The following is an 18,639-nucleotide window of genomic DNA, read 5'->3' as shown; positions in this document are numbered from 1 at the left end:
CCCGCATCCTGATCCTGGGAGGCGGGCATGAGACGGCGCGAGTTCATTGGGATAATCGGCGGCGTGGCCATGTCTCCAATCGCTGGGCGGGCGCAGCAGCCAGCGAAGATGAAGCGGCTCGCACTAGCTGACCCTGCGCTAAAGGTTGCCGACATGCGGATTGGAGGCGACCCGGGTTACACGTTGGGTCTTCAGGAACTCCAGCGCCTTGGTTATATCGAAGGTCAGAATTTGATCATCGACAGGTTTTCGGCTGACGGGACACGGGAATATGGCGACCTCGTAGCCAAAATCGTCAGCGCGCATCCAGACGTGATCTTTGCTTTGGGTACGTCGATCACACTCGCATTGAAAGCGGCGACTGGCACAATTCCCATCGTTGCCATCACTGGCGATCCGATTCGATTTGGAGTGGTATCCAGCCTGTCGCATCCGGGCGGAAACGTTACGGGGGTTAGCGTTGATGCTGGCGTTGAACTTTGGGGTAAGCGTCTTGAACTGCTTGCCGAAGCCATCCCAAAGGCTCGCAACGTGCTTTTCGTCTCAACGCAAGCGGGTTGGGAGGCTGCGGGCGGCAAGGAGACGCGGGAGGTAGCTCAAAGACTCGGTATTGCGTTAGCGCATGCGCCCGTGTCCACTCCGGTCACTGAACAGGCATACAGCGACGCTTTTCAAGCCATCCAGCGGGACCAAGCCGATGGACTTGTGATTGCAAATATTACTATCGCCTACGCTCATCGCTTTCTTCTCGTTAAACTCGCCCAGCAAATCGGTCTCCCGACGATGTTTGTTTTTCGCGAGCAGGTGGAAGCCGGAGGATTGATGTCTTATTCCATGGACCACAAGAACGCCATTCGGGTCGCTATTGCGCAGGTGGCTGAGATATTTCGCGGTGGCAAACCAAGCGAGATGCCGTATGTCCAAGGGACGCGATACGAGTTTGTGATTAACCTGAAGGCCGCAAAGGCAATAGGTCTCACGATTCCTCCGGCATTACTCGCCCGCGCCGACGAGGTGATCGAATAAAGTCGCCTATTGGCACTTTTTGGACATGGCTGATCTGGCGGGCGATGGCCGCTTCTGAGTGAAAAGCAGACATCGTTATTATTCGATTTGCGACTGGCCGCTCATGGCGCAAAGCAGTCGCTTCGCAAGCGAGCCGGGACAGTTGCGCAGGAGCATGCACTAAGATTTGAGTCGCCTCACAGCAGCCGGTCCTCTATGGATTGCCCATGTCTCGCCTCGTGTTTGCATTGATTGCTGTCGTCTTCTCACTCCTGCCGGTCGTCGCGCAGGCTGCGCCGGCTCATAAGCGGCCGGCGCCGCGCTGGCAGGGCTACGGCTTCCTGCCGGGCTATCATCAGCCGCCGAACAACAGCCGCCCGGCTTACACCCAGAGAGCTGCGGTTTTGCGCGCAGCGCGCCGCAACCAGCGGCCCTGGTATATCGATCCGGTGCCACGCTATTACGGGTACGATGGCGCCTGGCGCTATTTCGGCCGGCCGGGCTTTTACGGTGGCCGCTACAATGGCGGCAGTTTTGGCCCGTGCTGGACGCGGACGCCGGTCGGAGCGGTCTGGAACTGCGGCTGATCGAGCTGTTGCCTGACGACCCCGCCCGCTGCCGGTCAAGGGCCAGGGAATACACGTCCCCTGCCTTGAGTCGTCCACATTGACGATGGATAAGCAGCCGGATTATGGCGCTGGTTTATTGAACAATGGGCATTTGGGGGACAATGACGCGACGCGCCGTTGGCGGACTGGCCGCTGGCTTTCTGCTGCTGGCCGCGCCCGCGATGGCCGCCGAATCGCCGGCTGACCTGATCTCCGGCTTCCGCCTCAAGCATGGCCAGGTCCGCGTCGTGCGCGATGCAACCCTCGACCGCATCGCGATGGATCAGGCGCGGGCGATGGCGGCGAAGAATGAGCTCAGCCATGAGGTGCTCGGCCCGTTCACCAGGCGGGTCGCGCCGGCGGGTGCGGGCCGCGCCGCCGAGAACATTGCCTATGGATATGAGAGTTTCGAGAAGACGCTCGGCCAGTGGATCGACTCCTCCGGACACCGCAAGAACCTGCTCTTGCAAAATGCGTCACGCGTCGGGATCGCGAGCGCCAGGGATGCCAGCGGCAAGCGCACCTACTGGGCCATGGTGATCGCCGGCGATTACGAGCCGAAGCGGCCCAAGGGCAAGAACAAGAAAGAGACGGAGCCGCTTGTTGCTGTGAAACGTGACGCCGCTCCCGCATCCCGGCCAAAATCAAGCGACTGCCGCATCAAGATACTCAGCCTTTGCATTTGAGGCGGAGTGCGGCGGCTGACGGATAACACCCGCAAGCCAACATCGGCAAAAAGTCACCTGCGGCGAAATTGCACGCATGTCGAGGAACCCCACACAGCGTGCATCCTGCGTGTCGGCGGCCGTCGCGCTCCGGGTTCCCGCACCTTCGGCGCTGGAACGTTAGCCGTGCACCGCGATTGATCCCACTCTATCCGAAAAGGACAATCGAGATGGGTTGGATTTCACGGACGATCGGGCAAGGCCGGCGGGCGGCGCTTCTGGCGCTATCCGCCATCATCTTCCTTCCGGACAAGCTCGCTGCACAGGGAGTACCGGTTGAAACGGGATCGCATATACCGGTTGCGCTGTGGTTCGTCGGCGCCGTCGTTCTTGGCCTGGCGATAGCCTACGGCATCATGCGCAATCGGAGCCGGACCCGCGCCGAGAAGCAGATCACGGACCAGGCCACCAAGGATAATTACGCCGAAGAAGAGCGCGACCGGGTAAGGACGCACGGGAGGTGAAATAGAGGACGCCGACCTAGCCCCCTGCTGACGCGCAAACCGGCACCAAAGCAAGCGGAAGCGCGCTCCAGATCACGCCAATCGCGGACAGGAGCGCGAGCAGCAGCGTGGTCTTGCGGAGGAATGTTGCATCGGTTTGCTCCTCCGGCGCATCTTGCACGCGCCGTATTGAAACGGCGGCAAGCATCGCAAGGGCGCCAAGCGTCGCGATCGTAGCCGCCGCCCCCATCCACATCATCGCGCGACCAGAGCCGACCGGCGGCGTGCAGATCAGCGCCTCAGCGCCGTACAGCACAACAAGATGCAGGAACCACACGACTGGCCCAACCAGGAGCCACAGTAAATCTGCTAGAGACCGGGTTTGCGGCGCGCTCATGCGATCCTCGGAAAGCCGTGCACGAGCAGCAGGCCGAACAGGCCTTGCGCGACCGTGTAATGCCAAAGCAGCACGAGATTGTCGAAGACGACGCGGCGTCTGAGGTTGAGCATGCCGGCGAGGCTGCGCGCGATGGCGAAGCCCGCCATCACGACAAGCGTCAGCACGAGCTGGAATTGCAGGAACGACGCCATGTAGGCAAGCGCGCCATGTGCATCCGCGTCAGGGCGTAGCCCGGCTCGCCAATGCGACAGGACGTCGGCGCCGAGACTCCCGCCAAGCAACAGAACCGCAACGGCGATCGCGCCGATGAAGGCGACGCCGTTGCGTGACGGGAGAAAGCGACCCGCGAGGAGGATCAGGCCGCTGCTCGCGGCGAGCAGCGTCGCCGCGAGGATGGGCCACCATGACGGCGGCATTTGCCCCGGTTTCGGCCAGACCTGCGGCGAGACCGTCCAGAGGAAGAGATAGGAGAACACGAAAGACAGATAGAGCGATCCTGCGACTACCAGGAGCACGACCATCGCCCACCACGAATGCGAGCGCGGACCGCTGAGATAGGTCGAGACCTTGATGCCATGGCCGATCTCGGCCCGGGGCAACGGTGCTGGATCGCTGCTCCACATCCAGACCAGGATCATCAGAAGCGCGAGCGCACCGGAAACAAAGGCGAGCATCACGTATTTCACGGTGAGCAGCATGAAGAAGCCGGCCGTGAACACCGCGCCAAGCAGCGGCGGCCAGCCGTCACCGGGCAGGCGCTGCAGCGCTTCCGGTACGGCTTCGATCGGCGAGGTGATGATGGTTTCGCGCTGCCCCGTCACCGTGCCCGGCAGATAGTGGCGCCCCTCTTTCGATTGTTCCGACAGCCCCGGCTGATCCCATAACGGATCGCGGCTCGTCACCAGCGGAACGCTGCGCGGCCCGTAGACGTGGTTGTGCATCCATTCGAGCGAGGCGCCCTTCCACACGTCGCCGGCGGGATCTGATAGCGCCGGCCGCAGATTACGAACGAGATCGAGCAGGAAGACCAGCACGCCGGTCGCGAACAGAAATGCCCCGACGGTCGAGATCATGTTGAGCACGCCCCACTCCGCTACCGCCGGATAGGTGTAGACGCGGCGCGGCATGCCCATCAGCCCGGAGATGTGCATCGGAAAGAACGCGACGTTGAACCCGACGAACATCAGCGCGAACGTCACTTTCCCCAGGCGCTCCGAGAGCGGCCGACGGCTGAAGGCAGGCGCCCAGTAGTAGAAGGCGCCGAACAGCGGAAACACCATTCCGCCGACCAGCACGTAGTGGAAATGCGCGACCACGAAATAGGTGTCGTGAACCTGCCAGTCGAACGGCACCATCGCGACCATCACGCCGGTCAGCCCGCCGAGCGTGAAGATGAACAGAAATCCGAGCACGAACAGCGAGGGCGTCGTCAGTTGCATGCGGCCGGCTGCGATCGTCGCGATCCAGGCAAACACCTGAATGCCGCTCGGGATGGCGACCGCCATGCTGGCCGCCGAGAAGAAGCTCAGCGAAAGCGCCGGAATGCCCGTGGTGAACATATGATGCACCCACAGACCGAAGGAAAAGAAGCCGGTGGCGATCAGCGCGACGACGATCATGCGGTAGCCGACCAGCGGCGTGCGCGCCATCGTCGGCACGATCATCGACACCATGCCGGCGGCCGGAAGGAAGATGATGTAGACCTCCGGGTGGCCGAAGAACCAGAACAGATGCTGCCATAGCAGCGCGTCGCCGCCCTTCTGCGGCATGAAGAACGGCCAGCCGAACGCGCGCTCGAGTTCGAGCAGCATCGTTGCGAGTATCACGGCCGGAAACGCGAACGCGATCATCGCCGCGAAGATCAGCATGGTCCAGGCGAACATCGGCATGCGGTCAAGCGTCATGCCGGGCGCCCGCGTGCGCAGCACGCCGACGATCAGCTCGATCGCGCCTGCGATCGCGGAGATTTCGATGAATCCGATACCGAGCAGCCAGAAATCCGCACCCAGCCCGGGCGAATATTGCGCGCCGGTAAGCGGCGGATACATAAACCAGCCGCCCGACGGCGCGACATCGTAGAACAGCGTGCCGAAGAAGATCAGCCCGCCGACGAAGTAGGCCCAGAACGCAAACGCACTGAGGCGCGGAAACGGCAGATCGCGCGCGCCCAGCATTTGCGGCAGCAGCAGGATGCCCATCGCCTCGACCACCGGCACGGCGAACAGGAACATCATCACGGTGCCGTGCATCGTGAAGATCTGGTTGTAGGTCTCCGGCGACAGGAAGGTATTGCTCGGCACCGCGAGCTGAAGGCGCATCAGCAGCGCAAGGATTCCTGCCAGCAGGAAGAACAGGACCGCGGTACCAACGTAGAAATAGCCGACGACCGTGTTGTTGACCGCGGTGATGATCCGCCAGCCTTTTGGCCGTTCCCAGGCGGCCTCGAGCGCTTCCAGTTCCCCCTTGGGGCGCGGCAGCTTGTTCGGGTGGCCGGCGAGGCGCGCTTGTGAAGGCTCGCTCATCGCAGGCTCATGAGATAGCTGACCAGCGCGGTCTGCTCGGCGGGCGAGAAGATGCGAAATTCCGGCATGCGGTTACCCGGCTTGAGGTGCTGCCCGTCGCGAATGAAGCGCGCGAGATTGTCGGCCGTGAGCGGCAACGTGTCGATGGCGACAGAGCCGCGCGCCGCCAGATGCGTCAGGTCCGGACCGATCGCGCCCGCCGCGCCGGTGCCGCGCACCGCATGGCAAGTGCCGCAACCGGCCGCCATGAACAGGGATTGGCCGCGCCGCTCCACGTCGGTTGAGGCGGTAGCCGACGGCCCGGCCTCGCGCGCGAACCATGCCTCGTATTCGTCGCGCGGCATGGCAACGACGTTGAAACCCATCAGCGCGTGCGGGCCGCCGCAATATTCCGCGCATTGCCCGCGATAAACACCGGCACGTTCGGCGGTGAGCCGCAGGCGCGTAATCCTGCCGGGCAGCATGTCGACTTTGCCGCCGAGGCTTGGGACCCAGAAACTGTGGATCACGTCGGCCGCCTTGAGCGTGAAGTCGACCGGCTGTCCGACCGGAATTCGAATCTCATTGGCGCTCGTGGCCGGCGTTGGACCGTCGTAAACGACGCGCCACCACCATTGTTCGCCGGTCACCTCGATCCGCATGGCATCGTCTGTATGTCCGGTCTGGGCGCGCGTGAGCCAGACACCACAGAAGAGCAGGATCGTGAGCGTGACAACCGGCAAGGCAAGACCGAACACCATGATGGTGCGCTCGCGAGCGAGCGCCTCACGGATGTGCGGCGTGCCGCGTATGGCGAGCCAGAGCGTAGCGATAACCAGCGCAAGGATGACCGCGCCGAATGCGAACAATACCCAGGCAAGCGTGGCGATTTGGCCGGCCTGTGGGCCGTGCGGCGCAAGCACGGACTGAAGGGTGCCGCTCATCGCCGAGCTCCGGCATGCGCATCGACCGAAGCGTAGTATGCCCCGACGTCCTCGATCTGCCGATCGCTCAGCGCGCGGGCGATCGGCGCCATGATGGTTTCGGTCGCGGTAGCCGGCGCGAGGCCGTTCTTCCAGAGACGCAAGCGATTGAGCAGGTAGGCGAGATTTTGCCCGGCAAGGCGAGGATAGGTTTTCAATGCCTCCTGGCCATGGCAGCCGGCGCAGGCCGGGACTAGCGCTGCCGGATCGCCATTCTCCGCGAGAGCGCGGCCACGCGCGATTGCCGATGCATCCGTTGGTCTTTCCAGGGCGGCCAGCGGTTGAAGCGCCGCGTAATAGTCAGCCACGCGCCTGAAATCGTCGCCGGCAAGGGCGCGCGCGACCGGCTGCATGATCCCGCTGGCGCGCTGCGCACTCGCGTAAGTCTCGAGCGACGCGACGATGAATTCCGCCGGCTGGCCGTGCAGGATCGGAACGAGAGCGCTTGCGGGCCTTGCGTCGCCGGCGCCATGGCAGCGCGCGCAGGCGCCGACCGCGGGAGCCGTCGTCTCGCTCGTCGCCAAACTCTGGCCGCTCTGCGGCGGCACCGCCAGGCCTCCAAGCGCGAGTTCACGGTATTGCGCGGCGTCGAGGCCCGGCAGCCGGCGCAGGAACGCGGCGAGCGCCCACACTTCGTCGTCGCGCTGCTGCACCGACCACGCCGGCATGCCGGTGTATTTGATGCCGTGCTTGATGATCCAGAACAGCTCCCGGTCGCGCCACGGCCGCATGTTGGTCGCAAGATCGGGCGGCGGCGGCAGCATGGCCCGCGCGATCGGGCTGATCGGGACACCCGGAGCGCCATGACAATAGGCGCAGCCGCTGTGGAAATGCGCGGCTCCGAGCGTCACGAGATCGGCATTGCCGAGCGGCGGGACCTCGATGCCGATCGCGTGCGTCTTGACCGAATTGCGCATTGCGAACGTCAGCAACCATTCGGTCACCGCCCAGTGCCCGCGACTGGCCGCGACGCTGTAGAGACCCGACCACATGAACAGGAAACCAAGCAGCAACGCCGCCAACCCGGCCAACAGGATGAAGCGGATACGCAACTGCGGGGGGATGCGCATGCTAGCCGGCGGTTCGCTGGATCGGCGGCACCGCACGCGGCGGTTCGTCCGCGCCAATCAAATGAACCGTCATGACCACGGCCGCAACGAGATAGCTCAACGGACAGGCTGCGAGCATCAAGAGACCCGCGAGATGCTGGTCGTCAAGCCCGTGCGCGGCATGCGCTCCAGACCCGTAAAGCGCGCGCGGCGCGAACACCAGGAGCGCCGCGAGCAGGCAAAACAGCTTTGCGGTGAGCAGAAGGGCCGGAATGGCCTGCCAGCGGGAGGGACCGGACAACGAGAACAGCGACATCCAGAACGCCGTCGCGGCCAGCAACAGGGAGGCGTGCGATGCGATCATCGCACCCGGCACATGCGCGGCGACGTTCTGCACCACCGGCAAATGCCAGGCCCACAGCAGGGCGATCTGGGCAAAGGTCGCAGGCCACAGCAGGGATGCGCCCCGCAGGGCAACCTTCCACCGCGTAAGCCCGATCGCGGCCAGCAGGGGCGCGGCGACATTCATGACCAGGATATGTACCGCCATGTGCCGCGCGTGGGGACCAAATTCCATCAGGGCAGCGAGAACAGCGCCAACCCCGAGAACGCCAGAGCCGCTCGCGAGGAGAGCAAGGACCTGCGGAGATCGAGATTGCATGACCCCTCATGGCTGGAAAGCGCGGACCCAAAGCGACGCAACGAAGTCAACGGCGGAGGCATGAATTGGTTTCATGACAGATTGACCCGGGCCACGGTAGGATCGCCCGGTCAGTCGAAGGCGACGTCCATGGCAATTGGTATTCCCTCGCGTATCCGCCTCCGCTTCACGGCCGGAGTGGTTTCGGCGGTCTGCGCATTTCATGCCGCGCTTGCGGCGTCGGCGGCGTCGGACCAGGTGTCGCTCGGCGAACAGACGGTGCATTGGAGCACCGTCAAATATGCGACCGCCGGGGAGAACGGACTGGTCAAGGGCTCGGTCGACAACAACACCATCATCGATCGCACGTTCAAGGGCCGCGTGATCGAGAACCGTTATCTGAAGGTCGTGCTGCTGCCCGAATTCGGCGGGCGCATTCTTTCGATCATCTACAAGCCGACCGGCCATGAACAGCTGTATCGCACCGAAGTGGGTGTGCCCTACGGAATGGGCGAAGGCAATTTCTATTACGACTGGCTGATGGTGTATGGCGGCATCTTCCCCACCTTTCCGGATGCCGAGCACGGCAGGACGTGGCCAAAGCCGTGGGATTTCAGGGTTGTGAAAGAGAGTGCCGACGAAGTGACGGTGTCGATGTCGCTGACGGATAATTTCGAGTACCCGGCGGCACCGGAGAAATTCAGGAAGGGATCGAGCGGCATCGAAGCGACTTACTTTGTGACGCTGAAGGCCGATCGTGCCGCGGTCGATACGCGCCTGGTGCTGAAAAATCCAAACGACAAGACGATCCCGTATGAGTACTGGACCTGCACGACGCTGGCGCCGGGGTCGGATCCGAACAATCCCAAGACCACCGGCGGCGCCGAGATCATCGCGCCGATCGCAGCCTACCGCACGCCCGCCTGGTCGAAGAATATATCCGAGGGCGACGCGGGTGCCGGCGCGGGCACGAGCCGATTCGAAAAGCTGCGCTACTTCAGGAGCTGGCCGACCATGGGCATCGCCTATGCGGCGCCGGATATGCAGGGCGGCAATTTCTGGGGCGTGATCAACCACGACAACGAAGAAGGGATCATCCGCATCGCGGACAACACGATCACGCGCGGCCTGAAAATGTGGACGTGGGGATTTCCCTCGTTCACGAACGAAACCGACCAGCGCAAGGATCCGCACCCGGTGCGGCCTTACGTCGAGTTATGGGCGGGGGTGTCGGACGAGTTTTTCCACAGCGCCGAGTTTCCGGCGCGGAGCGAGGTGTCGATTCCGGAAACCTACAGTCCGACCGTCGGCATGAGCAACGTGACGCATGCCAACGCGAATATCCTGATCAATCTGGTCGCCGAGGCGTCCGGCGCCACCCTTCAGTTCTTCAGCATTGAACCTGGGACGCCGCTGCGCATCAGTATGAGACGCGGCGGCGCTGTCCTGTTCGACGATGCCGTGACGGCCGACCCGAAAAATGGAAATCGCATTTTTGCGCCGATTCCTGCAGGCAGCGGCGCCGAGCCGGTCCAGCTGACGATCAGGACCGCTGACGGCAAGGAGCTGATCGCGGCCACAGCCGGGGTGAAGTGACGCGGGAGGAGCCCGCGCCCTCTCCCGCTTGCAGGGCGAGATGGATACCGGCGATGTGAATCAGACACCTTCGACGCCAACCAGGCGCGCCGAACTGCAGGCGTCCCGGATGCTTTTCAATCCCTGATAGGTCGGACCGTCATAGAACGCCTCCCAGGCGGCGACGGAGGGAAATTCCAGCAGCACAATCCGGCGCGGCTCCCAATCCCCTTCATAGACCTTGTGGGGGCCGCCGCGCGCCAGATATCTGGCGCCGGCCGCCTCAAGCGCCGGCTTCACGCCCGACATGAACGCCTGGTATTGCGTGGCGTCCCTGATTTCGACATCGAAGATCACGTAAGCAGGCATTCCATTTTACTCCCTGTTTCGCGGGCAGCTTAGCGGCGAGCGCAGCGGTTCGAAAGGCGTGCGGACCCATGTCCGCATTTGCCTGGTTTCGCCGGTTTTGCTACCGCCTGCCGTCTGCTAACGAGTACGGCAGTGCCGGCATCTTCAAGTGCCGGCGTTCAGCAATGGAGGCGCGAGCAATGATTGAAACAATTGGCATCATCGGGGCGGGTACGATGGGTAACGGCATCGCGCAGGTCTGCGCCGCGGCGGGGCTGAAGGTGACGATGATCGACATCTCGGATGCCGCAGTGGCGCGGGGGATGGCGACGCTGACCGGCAGCCTGGAGCGCCTCGTCAACAAGCAGAAGATGACCGATGCCGACCGGCAGGCCGCGTTGGCGCGCATCACCTCGACGACGGACAATTCAAAGCTTGCCAATTGCGACCTCGTGATCGAGGCGGCAACCGAGCGGGAGGATTTGAAAATCAAGATCCTCAAGGACCTTTGCGCGACGCTGAATCCGCGCGCGATCGTCGCGACCAACACTTCCTCAATTTCGATCACCAAACTCGCTGCCGCGACCGACCGTCCGGACCGTTTCATCGGCATGCACTTCTTCAACCCGGTGCCGCTGATGGCGCTGCTGGAGTTGATCCGCGGTTTGCAGACGTCCGACGACACCCACGCCCTGGCTGAAGAATTTGCAAAGCGGGTCGGCAAGGTGCCGATCACGGCGAAAAACAGCCCGGGCTTTGCGGTCAACCGCATCCTGTGCCCGATGATCAACGAGGCGATCTTTGCGCTGCAGGAAGGCATCGCGACCGCCGAGGACCTCGACGCCGGCATGAAGCTCGGCTGCAACCATCCGATCGGCCCGCTGGCGCTGGCCGACATGGTCGGCCTCGACACCATGCTGTCGGTCATGGAGGTATTCTATGAAGGCTTCAACGACCCGAAATACCGGCCCGCGCCGCTGCTGAAGGAAATGGTCGCCGCCGGCCATCTCGGCCGCAAGACCGGCAAGGGATTTTATAATTACGGCAAGTCCGCGTAGAGCGGAGCTTCCTTTTCTTACCTCGCCCCGCTCTTGCGGGGAGAGGTCGGATCGCATCGTAGATGCGATCCGGGTGAGGGGCTACAGGTCCTTCAGTTAGCACCGCCGTTGCGGATAGAGCCCCTCACCCCAACCCTCTCCCCGCAAGAGCGGGGCGAGGTTCATCGCTAAAACTCCGAATGTCCCTGCGGATCGACCAGCCGGTTGATCCGTTGCGCCGCGGCCATCGCGAACCGCACCGTCATCAGTTTGCGGGTCGGCGCGGCCAGGCGATGCTCGGGCGCCTCGCAGTGCAGATGGGCGCCATAGGCATCGGCCACGATCAGGCCGGTGCCCTCAGGGAAAATCTCGCACGGCAGATCCTGCGTGAAGGCAAAGAACAGCCGGTCGCAATGCATCCGGTAGTCCTGCCATTTCTGGTCGGCGCGCAAATCCTCCACCGACGACTTGATCTCGACGATCCAGATCTCGCTTTTCTCGTTCAGCGCCACCAGATCGGCACGCCGCCCGGACGGCAAGGGCAACTCACTGATGCAGGAAAAACCCAGTGTTCGCAGCATCCTGGCGGTGCCGCGCGCGATTGCGAGCGCGGTCTCCGACTGGCGGCGGTCCGGCGGCGGTACGAGGCTGACCTGGCGGGCGGGCGATTCCATGCTCCCCAGCCTATCCGATTCCGCGGCGGTCGCCATCCAGGCAGCGGCGCGGAATGCGCCGCAAATTCGTACCCAAGGCGCCTTGATTTGGGCCACACGCCACCGCGAAGCCGAGGGAACCTGAGTTCCGAGGGACGGAACACATGGAGGAGAAACCATGAAGCAACGCTTCAGGGCTCACGGCATCACGCTTCGCTCACTCGCATTCGCTCTCGCTACGCTACCTCTTTCCGCCGGGACTGTCGCAGGCCATCGCCAAACCCACGGTCGAAGTTGCGTTCGTTCTGGACACCACCGGCTCGATGGGCGGCCTGATTGAAGGCGCCAAGCGCAAGATCTGGTCGATCGCGACCGCGATCGTCGATTCCAATCCCGACGCCGAGATCCGTATGGGCCTCGTGGCCTACCGCGACATCGGCGATGACTACGTGACCAGGAAGGTCGAACTCACGCGCGACATCCAGGACCTCTACACCAACCTCCTTGAGCTGAAGGCCCGTGGCGGCGGCGACTGGCCGGAAAGTGTCAACGAGGCGCTCGATGTCGCCGTCAACAAGATGCAATGGACCGACGGCGGCGATGTCAGGCGGATTGTGTTCCTGGTCGGCGACGCGCCGCCGCATATGGACTACGCGCAGGACACCAAATATTCGGTAACGCTGAAAGTGGCGAAGCAGAAGGACATCATCGTCAACGCGGTGCTCGCCGGCAACGCCACCGACACCGAGCGGGTATGGCGCGATATCGCCCAGAACGGCAATGGCCGCTTCATCCCGATCCCGCAGGATGGCGGCCAGGTGGTCGTGATCGAAACGCCTTATGATGAGGACATCATCATCCTGCAGCGGGAGATCAACGGCACCGTGATCCCCTATGGACCGCGGGCGACGCAGAAGCGCACCGAAGACAAGACTCTGCAATTGTCGAAGGTGGCAGCCGCAGCACCTTCGCAGGCCTCCGAGATGGCGAGCTTCATCAACAAGCGTTCCAAGGCAACGGCGGAAGCCGTCACCGGCGACGGCGACCTGGTCGCCGACGTCTCGGCCGGCCGCAGCAGCTTTTCCTCGATCAAGGAGGAAGACCTGCCCGACAATCTGCGCGCGATGAAGCCCGAGCAGCGCGTCGACGAAGTCAACAAGCAGATGAACCAGCGCAAGGCGCTTAACGAGAAACTCGGCGCATTGGTGGCGAAGCGCGACAAATATATCGCCGATGCGCGCGCCAAGGCACCGCCGAACGCGTCATCGTTCGACCGCGTGGTCGAAGATGCGCTGAAGGCGCAGATCAAGCGGTAAGGCCGGCACCATAACCCTTGGCGTGTCGTCGCGGCCTGGTGCCATCGCGCACCGGGCCGGGACGGCGGGCCCTGGGGCGGGATGCCGGCAACCGATCAGGCCCTGCCGAATCCTTTGGCCGAATCTTTTGCTTGGCGAGAGGCCAAAAATCGGCAATCTGCCGCCCATGACCCAGGAAAATCAGAACCAAAATGAAACTCCGCCGAAGGCCGGCGCGATGATCGTTCCGGTGACGCTGTTCGAGCAGAACTGCACCATCATCTGGCACGAACCTTCGAAGAAGGCCGTGGTGATCGACCCCGGCGGGGACGTGCCAAAAATCCAGGCCGCGATCCAGCAGACCGGCGTCACGGTCGAGAAGATCTGGCTGACCCACGGCCATATCGACCATGTCGGCGGTGCGGCCGAGTTGCGCGACGCGCTGGGCGTGAAGATCGAAGGGCCGCACATCGCCGACAAATATCTGCTCGACAATGTCGTATCGAGCGGCGAGCGTTTCGGCATGACCGGCGTGCGCAATTTCGGGCCCGACCGCTGGCTCGACGAGGGCGACCAGGTCTCGATCGGCGATCTCACCTTCAACATCCTGCACTGCCCCGGCCATTCTCCGGGCAGCGTGGTGTTCTACAACAAGGAATTGCGCTTCGCCCATGTCGGCGACGTCTTGTTCGCCGGTTCAGTCGGGCGCACCGACTTGCCCGGCGGCAGCCACGCCACGCTGATCAGTTCGATCAGGGAAAAGCTGCTGCCGCTCGGCGACGATGTCGGCTTCGTCTGCGGCCATGGCGCCGGCTCCAGCCTCGGCCAGGAGCGGATGACCAATCCGTTCCTCACCGGCGAGATGTGAGTCGCAATAACTGCTACTTCATTAGGCCCGCGGCGGTCAGCGCCCGCGTGATGACTTCGCCGACATCAATGCCGCGGCGGCGCGGAGACTGCGCCCGCTTGGCCTGGTGAACCCGCGTCGGGCGCGGCGACAACACCGTGGCCAGATCCGGTTCGGGTGCAGGCACCGGAACCGTCATCGCGATGACGCCGGCGCGTTCGCGCGAGATGCCCGTCGGGTCGACCGGAATGGCCTTGGAAACGGTCTTGGAAACGGCCTTTGAAGCCGCATGAGGCGCTGTCCTGGGTTGACGAATTTGGTCGGTCAGGCCGAAGAAATTCGCAATGTGATAGGACGACGAGATGCCTGCCTCGATCAGGAAGGCACCTTGCTCGCCATAACGCTCGTCATTGTCGGTCGCGCCAAGCGGCGTGCCATGGGCCATATCGGTGATGGTGTAGGATTCGACAACGGTCTCACCGTCGGCATTCCACCAGACCTGACGCGGATAGCCGTCGACGTCGCCCGTCGACATCGGCGCGAGCGGTAATTGATGCACATCGAGCCACTGCTTGACGATCTCATCGGCATTGCCCGGACTCACCGTGCGATCGGCGCTGCCGTGCCACACCGACAATTTCGGCCACGGCCCTTTATGCCTGGACGCGTTACGCACGAGGTCGCCCAATTCGGCCGCGGGACGCGACGGCGACTGCATCATGCCGCTCAACGCTTCACGCACATTGCCGGCAATGCCATATGGCAGGCCGGCGATGACGGCGCCGCCTGCGAACACGTCCGGATAGGTCGCGAGCATGACCGAGGTCATGGCGCCACCGGCGGAGAGCCCGGTCACATAGATGCGGCGTGAATCGATGTTGTGATCGCCGACCATGCGCGCGATCATTTGCCGGATCGACCCGGCTTCGCCGCCGTCGCGCGCAATGTCTTCCGGATTGAACCAGTTGAAACAGGTGTTGCCGTTGTTCGATGCCTGTTGTTCGGGCATCAACAATGCAAAGCCGTAGCGTTCCGCAACTGTCGACCAGCCGGCACCACGATCGTAGCCGGCCGCGGTCTGGCCGCAGCCATGCAGTACGACGACCAGCGCTGACGCGCGCGGAAGGTGCTCAGGTACGAATGAGAACATCCGGAGCGCGCCCGGATTCGAGCCGAAATCGTTAATTTCGACCAGAGGGCTGTGCACAATGCTCCGGCCATACCCCGACAAGCCATTGAAGGCGCTCAGCTTGGGAAGATGGCGGAGAAACTCGACGTTCTTGGTAAGGGACAACTGGCAGCTCCTGGAGGTGATCATCCGTACAACGTCACCTCAACCAGATAGTTGCTGCAGTGCAAAATAAAAAGGCCGTGCACTGTCATTCCCCAAATTTGAATTTTCGTTATCGACGTTAATTTGTCATCCATAGTCGCGCCGCATCCATGTCAGGAATGCGGCACATGCCATGATCGACAAAGCGAACAGCGCGCACGCGGCCAGCAGCGCTAGGCGCGCCGCGCCTGCCGCTTCAATCGCAAAGAACACGGCGCCGATGGCAGCAACGCCCGCGGCATTGGCGATCTGCGCCGTGGTGCCGTACATGCCGGAGCCCGCGCCGGCGCTCGAAGGTTTTACGGTCGAGAGCACCGCGCTCGACAACGGCGCCATCACCAATCCCTGGCCGTAGCCGAAGATCGTCAGCACCAACGCCAACACAATAGCGGAAGGCGCGCTGACCCATTCGATCACGGCCACCAGCGTAGCAAGGCCCGCGAGTTGCACCGCGCAGCCTTCGATCAGTACCCGCGTGCCGCGATGCCTTGCGCGCGCACCGCTGTGGCGCGAAGCGATCACAAAGGTCAGCGCCAGCGGGATGAAGACGAGCCCGGCCTGCAGCGGCGGAATATGCAACGAATTCTGCATGAACATGGTCATGACCAGATAGAACGACAGATTGGCAAAGAAGAAAAAGAACACCGCCGCCAGCCCGCGCATGAACGCAACATCCGACAACAGCGAAAGATCGATCAGCGGCATGCCGCCGTTTCGCGCGACGGCGCGTTCGAGCCGTGGGAATGCGGCGATGATGGCGGCACCCGCCGCCATCACCAGCCACACCCATGGCGACCAGTGCAGATCATGGCCGAACAGCAGCGGACCGATCAGGCACAGCAAGCCCGCGAACAGCACGATCGCACCGGGAATATCCAGCCGCGTGCCGGCGCGGCGTGGCGCCACCGGCATCAGCTTCACAGCGGCGGCAATGATGATGGCGCCGGACGGTACGTTGACGAAGAACACCGCACGCCAGCCGAGGCCGGCGAGATCTGATGTCACCAGAATGCCGCCGAGAAGAAAACCGGCAGCTCCCGCCAGCCCCAGCACGATGCCGTAGATGGCAAAGGCGCGGTCGCGCGAGCTGTCGGCAAACAGCAGATGAATGGTCGCAAGCACCTGCGGCACCATCAGCGCCGCGGTGGCGCCCTGCGCCAACCGCGCCAGGATGAGTTCGGGGCCAGATTGCGCCAGCCCGCACCACAGCGAGGTGACGGTGAAGCCGAACACGCCTGATATGAACACGTTGCGCGTGCCGTGGATGTCGCCAAGCCGGCCGCCGGTAACCACCAGCGTGGCGTAGGCGATCAGATAGACCGCGATCACGGCCTCGATCTGCGCCGTGCTCGCCTGCAGTTCGCCCGCGATGGTCGGGATCGCGACGTTGACGATGAAGGCGTCTACCCCGAACATGAATTGGGCGGAGACCACGATCGCGAGCACCCACCAGCGGCGCGAGGAATCGACGGAGTTATCGAAGGAGTTTGTGACGATCTGATGCATCGACGGCGGCCTTGTCCGAAATCTGTTGCACGCATCCGTTACAGCTTTCGGTCATGCGAGCGATTACCCCGGAGGTAAGCGTCCGGCGAATTTGGCCCGATTGCTGCATGGCGATCGAGGCTTCCTGCAGCTTTTTCAGGCGCTTGCGCGTTCGGGACGGCCTAGATGTACGACTATGACATGCTGGTGATCGGATCCGGCCCTTCCGGGCGCCGCGCCGCCGTGCAATTCGCCAAGCTCGGCAAATCGGTTCTGGTGGTAGAAAAAGGCCGCCGGGTCGGCGGCGTTTCCGTCCATACCGGCACCATCCCCTCCAAAACCCTGCGCGAGACCGTGCTCAATTTGTCCGGCTGGCGCGAGCGCGGCTTTTACGGTCGCTCCTACCGGGTCAAACAGGACATCGCCGCCCAGGACCTGATCGTGCGGCTGCAGAAGACGCTCGATCACGAGGTCGAGGTGCTCGAACATCAGTTCAGCCGCAATCTGGTGCGGACCGCCGCCGGCGAGGGCCGCTTTGTCGGGCCGCACCAGATCGAGATAACAGCCACGAACGGCGAAGCCAAAACCGTGTCCGCCGCCCACATCCTGATCGCCTGCGGCACGCGGCCGTTTCGCCCCGATTACGTGCCGTTCGACAGCAAGACGGTGTTCGATTCGGACGAGATCATCGACCTGCCGAAGCTGCCGCGCAGCCTCACTGTGATCGGCGCCGGCGTGATCGGGGTCGAATACGCCACCATCTTCTCGGCACTCGACGTCGCCGTGACCTTGATCGAACCACGGCCGACGTTTCTCGATTTCATCGACAAGGAACTGATCGAGGAATTCATGCACGAATTGCGCGACCGCAACGTCGCGCTGCGGCTCGGCTCGGCGGTAAATTCGATCGAGCACCACGCCGGCGGCGGCATCCAGACCAAGCTCGCCGATGGCCGCGTCGTGATGTCGGAGATGCTGCTGTTCGCGGCGGGACGCGTCGGCGCCACCGACCGGCTCAATCTCGGCTCGGCCGGGATCGAGGTCGATCATCGCGGCCGCATCACGGTCGATCCTTTGACGCTGCAAACCTGCGTGCCGCATATCTACGCCGCCGGCGATGTGATCGGATTTCCGAGCCTGGCCTCGACCTCGATGGAGCAGGGCCGGGTCGCAGCCTGCCATGCGCTCGGCATGGAGCCATTGGCGCCGCCGGAATTCTTCCCCTACGGCATCTATTCGGTGCCGGAGATTTCGACCACCGGGCTGACGGAAGAAGAGGTGCGGACGCGCGGCATCCCCTATGAGGTCGGCGTCGCGCGCTTTCGCGAGACATCGCGCGGCCACATCATGGGGCTGAACAGCGGCATGATGAAGATGATCTTCTCGACCAAGACCCGCCGCCTGCTCGGCGTGCACATCCTCGGCGAAGGCGCCACCGAGCTGATCCATATCGGCCAGGCCGTGCTCAACCTCAAAGGCACGATCGATTATTTCATCCAGAACACGTTTAACTACCCGACGCTGGCGGAGGCGTACAAGATCGCCGGGCTCGATGCGTGGAACAGGATGGCAAGGTAGATACGAAGCACTCTCCTCGTCATTGCGAGGAGCGAAGCGACGAAGCAATCCATTCTTTCTTTGTGCGGCGCGATGAATTGCTTCGCTACGCTCGCAATGACGGTCGTGGCTCCTTCCGTCATCGCCTCATTTAC

The 18,639-nt window shown here is 63.2% G+C and carries 17 protein-coding genes and 1 pseudogene; 9 read left to right on the top strand and 9 right to left on the bottom strand.

Translation table 11 applies throughout. The features are described from left to right. The first annotated feature begins 27 nt into the window (after window positions 1–27). From JQ558_RS11410 to JQ558_RS11395, 4 genes are all read left to right on the top strand, one after another. On the top strand, window positions 28–1,026 hold the full coding sequence (locus JQ558_RS11410; RefSeq protein WP_212293688.1) for an ABC transporter substrate-binding protein: 999 nt from the start codon (window positions 28–30) through the stop codon (window positions 1,024–1,026). 206 nt (window positions 1,027–1,232) lie between these two features. Then, on the top strand, window positions 1,233–1,592 hold the full coding sequence (locus JQ558_RS11405) for a hypothetical protein (RefSeq protein WP_212207106.1): 360 nt from the start codon (window positions 1,233–1,235) through the stop codon (window positions 1,590–1,592). A 125-nt stretch (window positions 1,593–1,717) separates the two neighbouring features. Continuing rightward, window positions 1,718–2,299 carry a CAP domain-containing protein gene (locus JQ558_RS11400; protein WP_212207105.1) on the top strand — a complete coding sequence of 194 codons (582 nt, stop codon included), beginning with the start codon at window positions 1,718–1,720 and terminating at the stop codon, window positions 2,297–2,299. Window positions 2,300–2,508: 209 nt separating this feature from the next. Continuing rightward, on the top strand, window positions 2,509–2,802 hold the full coding sequence (locus JQ558_RS11395) for a hypothetical protein (protein WP_212293730.1): 294 nt from the start codon (window positions 2,509–2,511) through the stop codon (window positions 2,800–2,802). Window positions 2,803–2,818: 16 nt separating this feature from the next. On the opposite strand, the gene JQ558_RS11390 is transcribed toward JQ558_RS11395, so the two are convergent. From JQ558_RS11390 to JQ558_RS11370, 5 genes are read right to left on the bottom strand one after another with little or no spacing between them, the layout of a single operon-like run. Continuing rightward, window positions 2,819–3,178: a hypothetical protein gene (locus JQ558_RS11390; protein WP_212293687.1), complete on the bottom strand. Its 360-nt coding sequence runs from the start codon at window positions 3,176–3,178 to the stop codon at window positions 2,819–2,821. Beyond that, window positions 3,175–5,703, bottom strand: coding sequence for a cytochrome c oxidase subunit I (gene ctaD, locus JQ558_RS11385; protein ID WP_212293686.1), 2,529 nt, complete (start codon window positions 5,701–5,703; stop codon window positions 3,175–3,177). The genes JQ558_RS11390 and ctaD overlap by 4 nt, the downstream gene beginning before the upstream one ends. Further along, on the bottom strand, window positions 5,700–6,626 hold the full coding sequence (gene coxB / locus JQ558_RS11380) for a cytochrome c oxidase subunit II (protein ID WP_212274310.1): 927 nt from the start codon (window positions 6,624–6,626) through the stop codon (window positions 5,700–5,702). The genes ctaD and coxB overlap by 4 nt, the downstream gene beginning before the upstream one ends. Further along, a complete protein-coding gene (locus JQ558_RS11375) occupies window positions 6,623–7,735 on the bottom strand; it encodes a c-type cytochrome (protein WP_212274311.1) in 1,113 nt (370 codons plus the stop codon). Before JQ558_RS11375 ends, coxB begins: the two co-directional genes overlap by 4 nt. A 1-nt stretch (window position 7,736) precedes the next feature. After that, on the bottom strand, window positions 7,737–8,264 hold the full coding sequence (locus JQ558_RS11370; RefSeq protein WP_212207100.1) for a cytochrome c oxidase assembly protein: 528 nt from the start codon (window positions 8,262–8,264) through the stop codon (window positions 7,737–7,739). 240 nt (window positions 8,265–8,504) lie between these two features. Here JQ558_RS11370 and JQ558_RS11365 point away from each other — a divergent pair, with 240 nt between their 5' ends. After that, entirely contained in the window at window positions 8,505–9,950 is a 1,446-nt protein-coding gene (locus JQ558_RS11365) for a DUF5107 domain-containing protein (RefSeq protein WP_212293685.1), read from the top strand. 60 nt (window positions 9,951–10,010) lie between these two features. Here JQ558_RS11365 and JQ558_RS11360 read toward each other — a convergent pair whose 3' ends face one another. Then, complete coding sequence (locus tag JQ558_RS11360; RefSeq protein WP_212293684.1) at window positions 10,011–10,298, bottom strand: DUF1330 domain-containing protein; 288 nt, start codon at window positions 10,296–10,298, stop codon at window positions 10,011–10,013. 179 nt (window positions 10,299–10,477) lie between these two features. On the opposite strand from JQ558_RS11360, the gene JQ558_RS11355 reads away from it, so the two are divergent. Next, window positions 10,478–11,335, top strand: a complete 858-nt coding sequence (locus JQ558_RS11355; RefSeq protein ID WP_212293683.1) for a 3-hydroxybutyryl-CoA dehydrogenase — start codon at window positions 10,478–10,480, stop codon at window positions 11,333–11,335. Window positions 11,336–11,502: 167 nt separating this feature from the next. Here JQ558_RS11355 and JQ558_RS11350 read toward each other — a convergent pair whose 3' ends face one another. Further along, window positions 11,503–11,988, bottom strand: coding sequence for an MmcB family DNA repair protein (locus JQ558_RS11350; protein WP_192736364.1), 486 nt, complete (start codon window positions 11,986–11,988; stop codon window positions 11,503–11,505). A gap of 157 nt (window positions 11,989–12,145) precedes the next feature. Between JQ558_RS11350 and JQ558_RS11345 the strand changes: the two are divergent. Both JQ558_RS11345 and JQ558_RS11340 read left to right on the top strand, forming a co-directional pair. Beyond that, window positions 12,146–13,283 (top strand): annotated as a pseudogene (locus JQ558_RS11345) (vWA domain-containing protein). 166 nt (window positions 13,284–13,449) lie between these two features. Beyond that, window positions 13,450–14,130, top strand: a complete 681-nt coding sequence (locus JQ558_RS11340) for an MBL fold metallo-hydrolase (protein ID WP_212293681.1) — start codon at window positions 13,450–13,452, stop codon at window positions 14,128–14,130. A gap of 13 nt (window positions 14,131–14,143) precedes the next feature. On the opposite strand, the gene JQ558_RS11335 is transcribed toward JQ558_RS11340, so the two are convergent. After that, window positions 14,144–15,403 (bottom strand): PHB depolymerase family esterase, encoded by a 1,260-nt coding sequence (locus tag JQ558_RS11335; RefSeq protein WP_212293680.1) that lies wholly within the window; start codon window positions 15,401–15,403, stop codon window positions 14,144–14,146. 126 nt (window positions 15,404–15,529) lie between these two features. Next, window positions 15,530–16,948, bottom strand: coding sequence for an MFS transporter (locus JQ558_RS11330; RefSeq protein ID WP_212293679.1), 1,419 nt, complete (start codon window positions 16,946–16,948; stop codon window positions 15,530–15,532). Between the two features lie 165 nt (window positions 16,949–17,113). Here JQ558_RS11330 and sthA point away from each other — a divergent pair, with 165 nt between their 5' ends. Next, window positions 17,114–18,505 (top strand): Si-specific NAD(P)(+) transhydrogenase, encoded by a 1,392-nt coding sequence (sthA, locus tag JQ558_RS11325; protein WP_212293678.1) that lies wholly within the window; start codon window positions 17,114–17,116, stop codon window positions 18,503–18,505. The last annotated feature ends 134 nt before the right edge of the window (window positions 18,506–18,639 follow it).

This window comes from Bradyrhizobium sp. AUGA SZCCT0160 (genome assembly GCF_018130105.1).
In the GTDB taxonomy this organism is placed as follows: domain Bacteria; phylum Pseudomonadota; class Alphaproteobacteria; order Rhizobiales; family Xanthobacteraceae; genus Bradyrhizobium.
The sequence above is the reverse complement of the archived record's forward strand: the minus strand, read 5'-3'. Positions and strand labels throughout refer to the sequence as shown.

Coding starts and splice junctions, on each gene's coding strand:
- JQ558_RS11410 (WP_212293688.1), top strand. CDS start 28: ATGAGACGGCGCGAGTTCATTGGGATAATCGGCGGCGTGGCCATGTCT.
- JQ558_RS11405 (WP_212207106.1), top strand. CDS start 1,233: ATGTCTCGCCTCGTGTTTGCATTGATTGCTGTCGTCTTCTCACTCCTG.
- JQ558_RS11400 (WP_212207105.1), top strand. CDS start 1,718: ATGGGCATTTGGGGGACAATGACGCGACGCGCCGTTGGCGGACTGGCC.
- JQ558_RS11395 (WP_212293730.1), top strand. CDS start 2,509: ATGGGTTGGATTTCACGGACGATCGGGCAAGGCCGGCGGGCGGCGCTT.
- JQ558_RS11390 (WP_212293687.1), bottom strand. CDS start 3,178: ATGAGCGCGCCGCAAACCCGGTCTCTAGCAGATTTACTGTGGCTCCTG.
- ctaD (WP_212293686.1), bottom strand. CDS start 5,703: ATGAGCGAGCCTTCACAAGCGCGCCTCGCCGGCCACCCGAACAAGCTG.
- coxB (WP_212274310.1), bottom strand. CDS start 6,626: ATGAGCGGCACCCTTCAGTCCGTGCTTGCGCCGCACGGCCCACAGGCC.
- JQ558_RS11375 (WP_212274311.1), bottom strand. CDS start 7,735: ATGCGCATCCCCCCGCAGTTGCGTATCCGCTTCATCCTGTTGGCCGGG.
- JQ558_RS11370 (WP_212207100.1), bottom strand. CDS start 8,264: ATGGCGGTACATATCCTGGTCATGAATGTCGCCGCGCCCCTGCTGGCC.
- JQ558_RS11365 (WP_212293685.1), top strand. CDS start 8,505: ATGGCAATTGGTATTCCCTCGCGTATCCGCCTCCGCTTCACGGCCGGA.
- JQ558_RS11360 (WP_212293684.1), bottom strand. CDS start 10,298: ATGCCTGCTTACGTGATCTTCGATGTCGAAATCAGGGACGCCACGCAA.
- JQ558_RS11355 (WP_212293683.1), top strand. CDS start 10,478: ATGATTGAAACAATTGGCATCATCGGGGCGGGTACGATGGGTAACGGC.
- JQ558_RS11350 (WP_192736364.1), bottom strand. CDS start 11,988: ATGGAATCGCCCGCCCGCCAGGTCAGCCTCGTACCGCCGCCGGACCGC.
- JQ558_RS11340 (WP_212293681.1), top strand. CDS start 13,450: ATGACCCAGGAAAATCAGAACCAAAATGAAACTCCGCCGAAGGCCGGC.
- JQ558_RS11330 (WP_212293679.1), bottom strand. CDS start 16,948: ATGCATCAGATCGTCACAAACTCCTTCGATAACTCCGTCGATTCCTCG.
- sthA (WP_212293678.1), top strand. CDS start 17,114: ATGTACGACTATGACATGCTGGTGATCGGATCCGGCCCTTCCGGGCGC.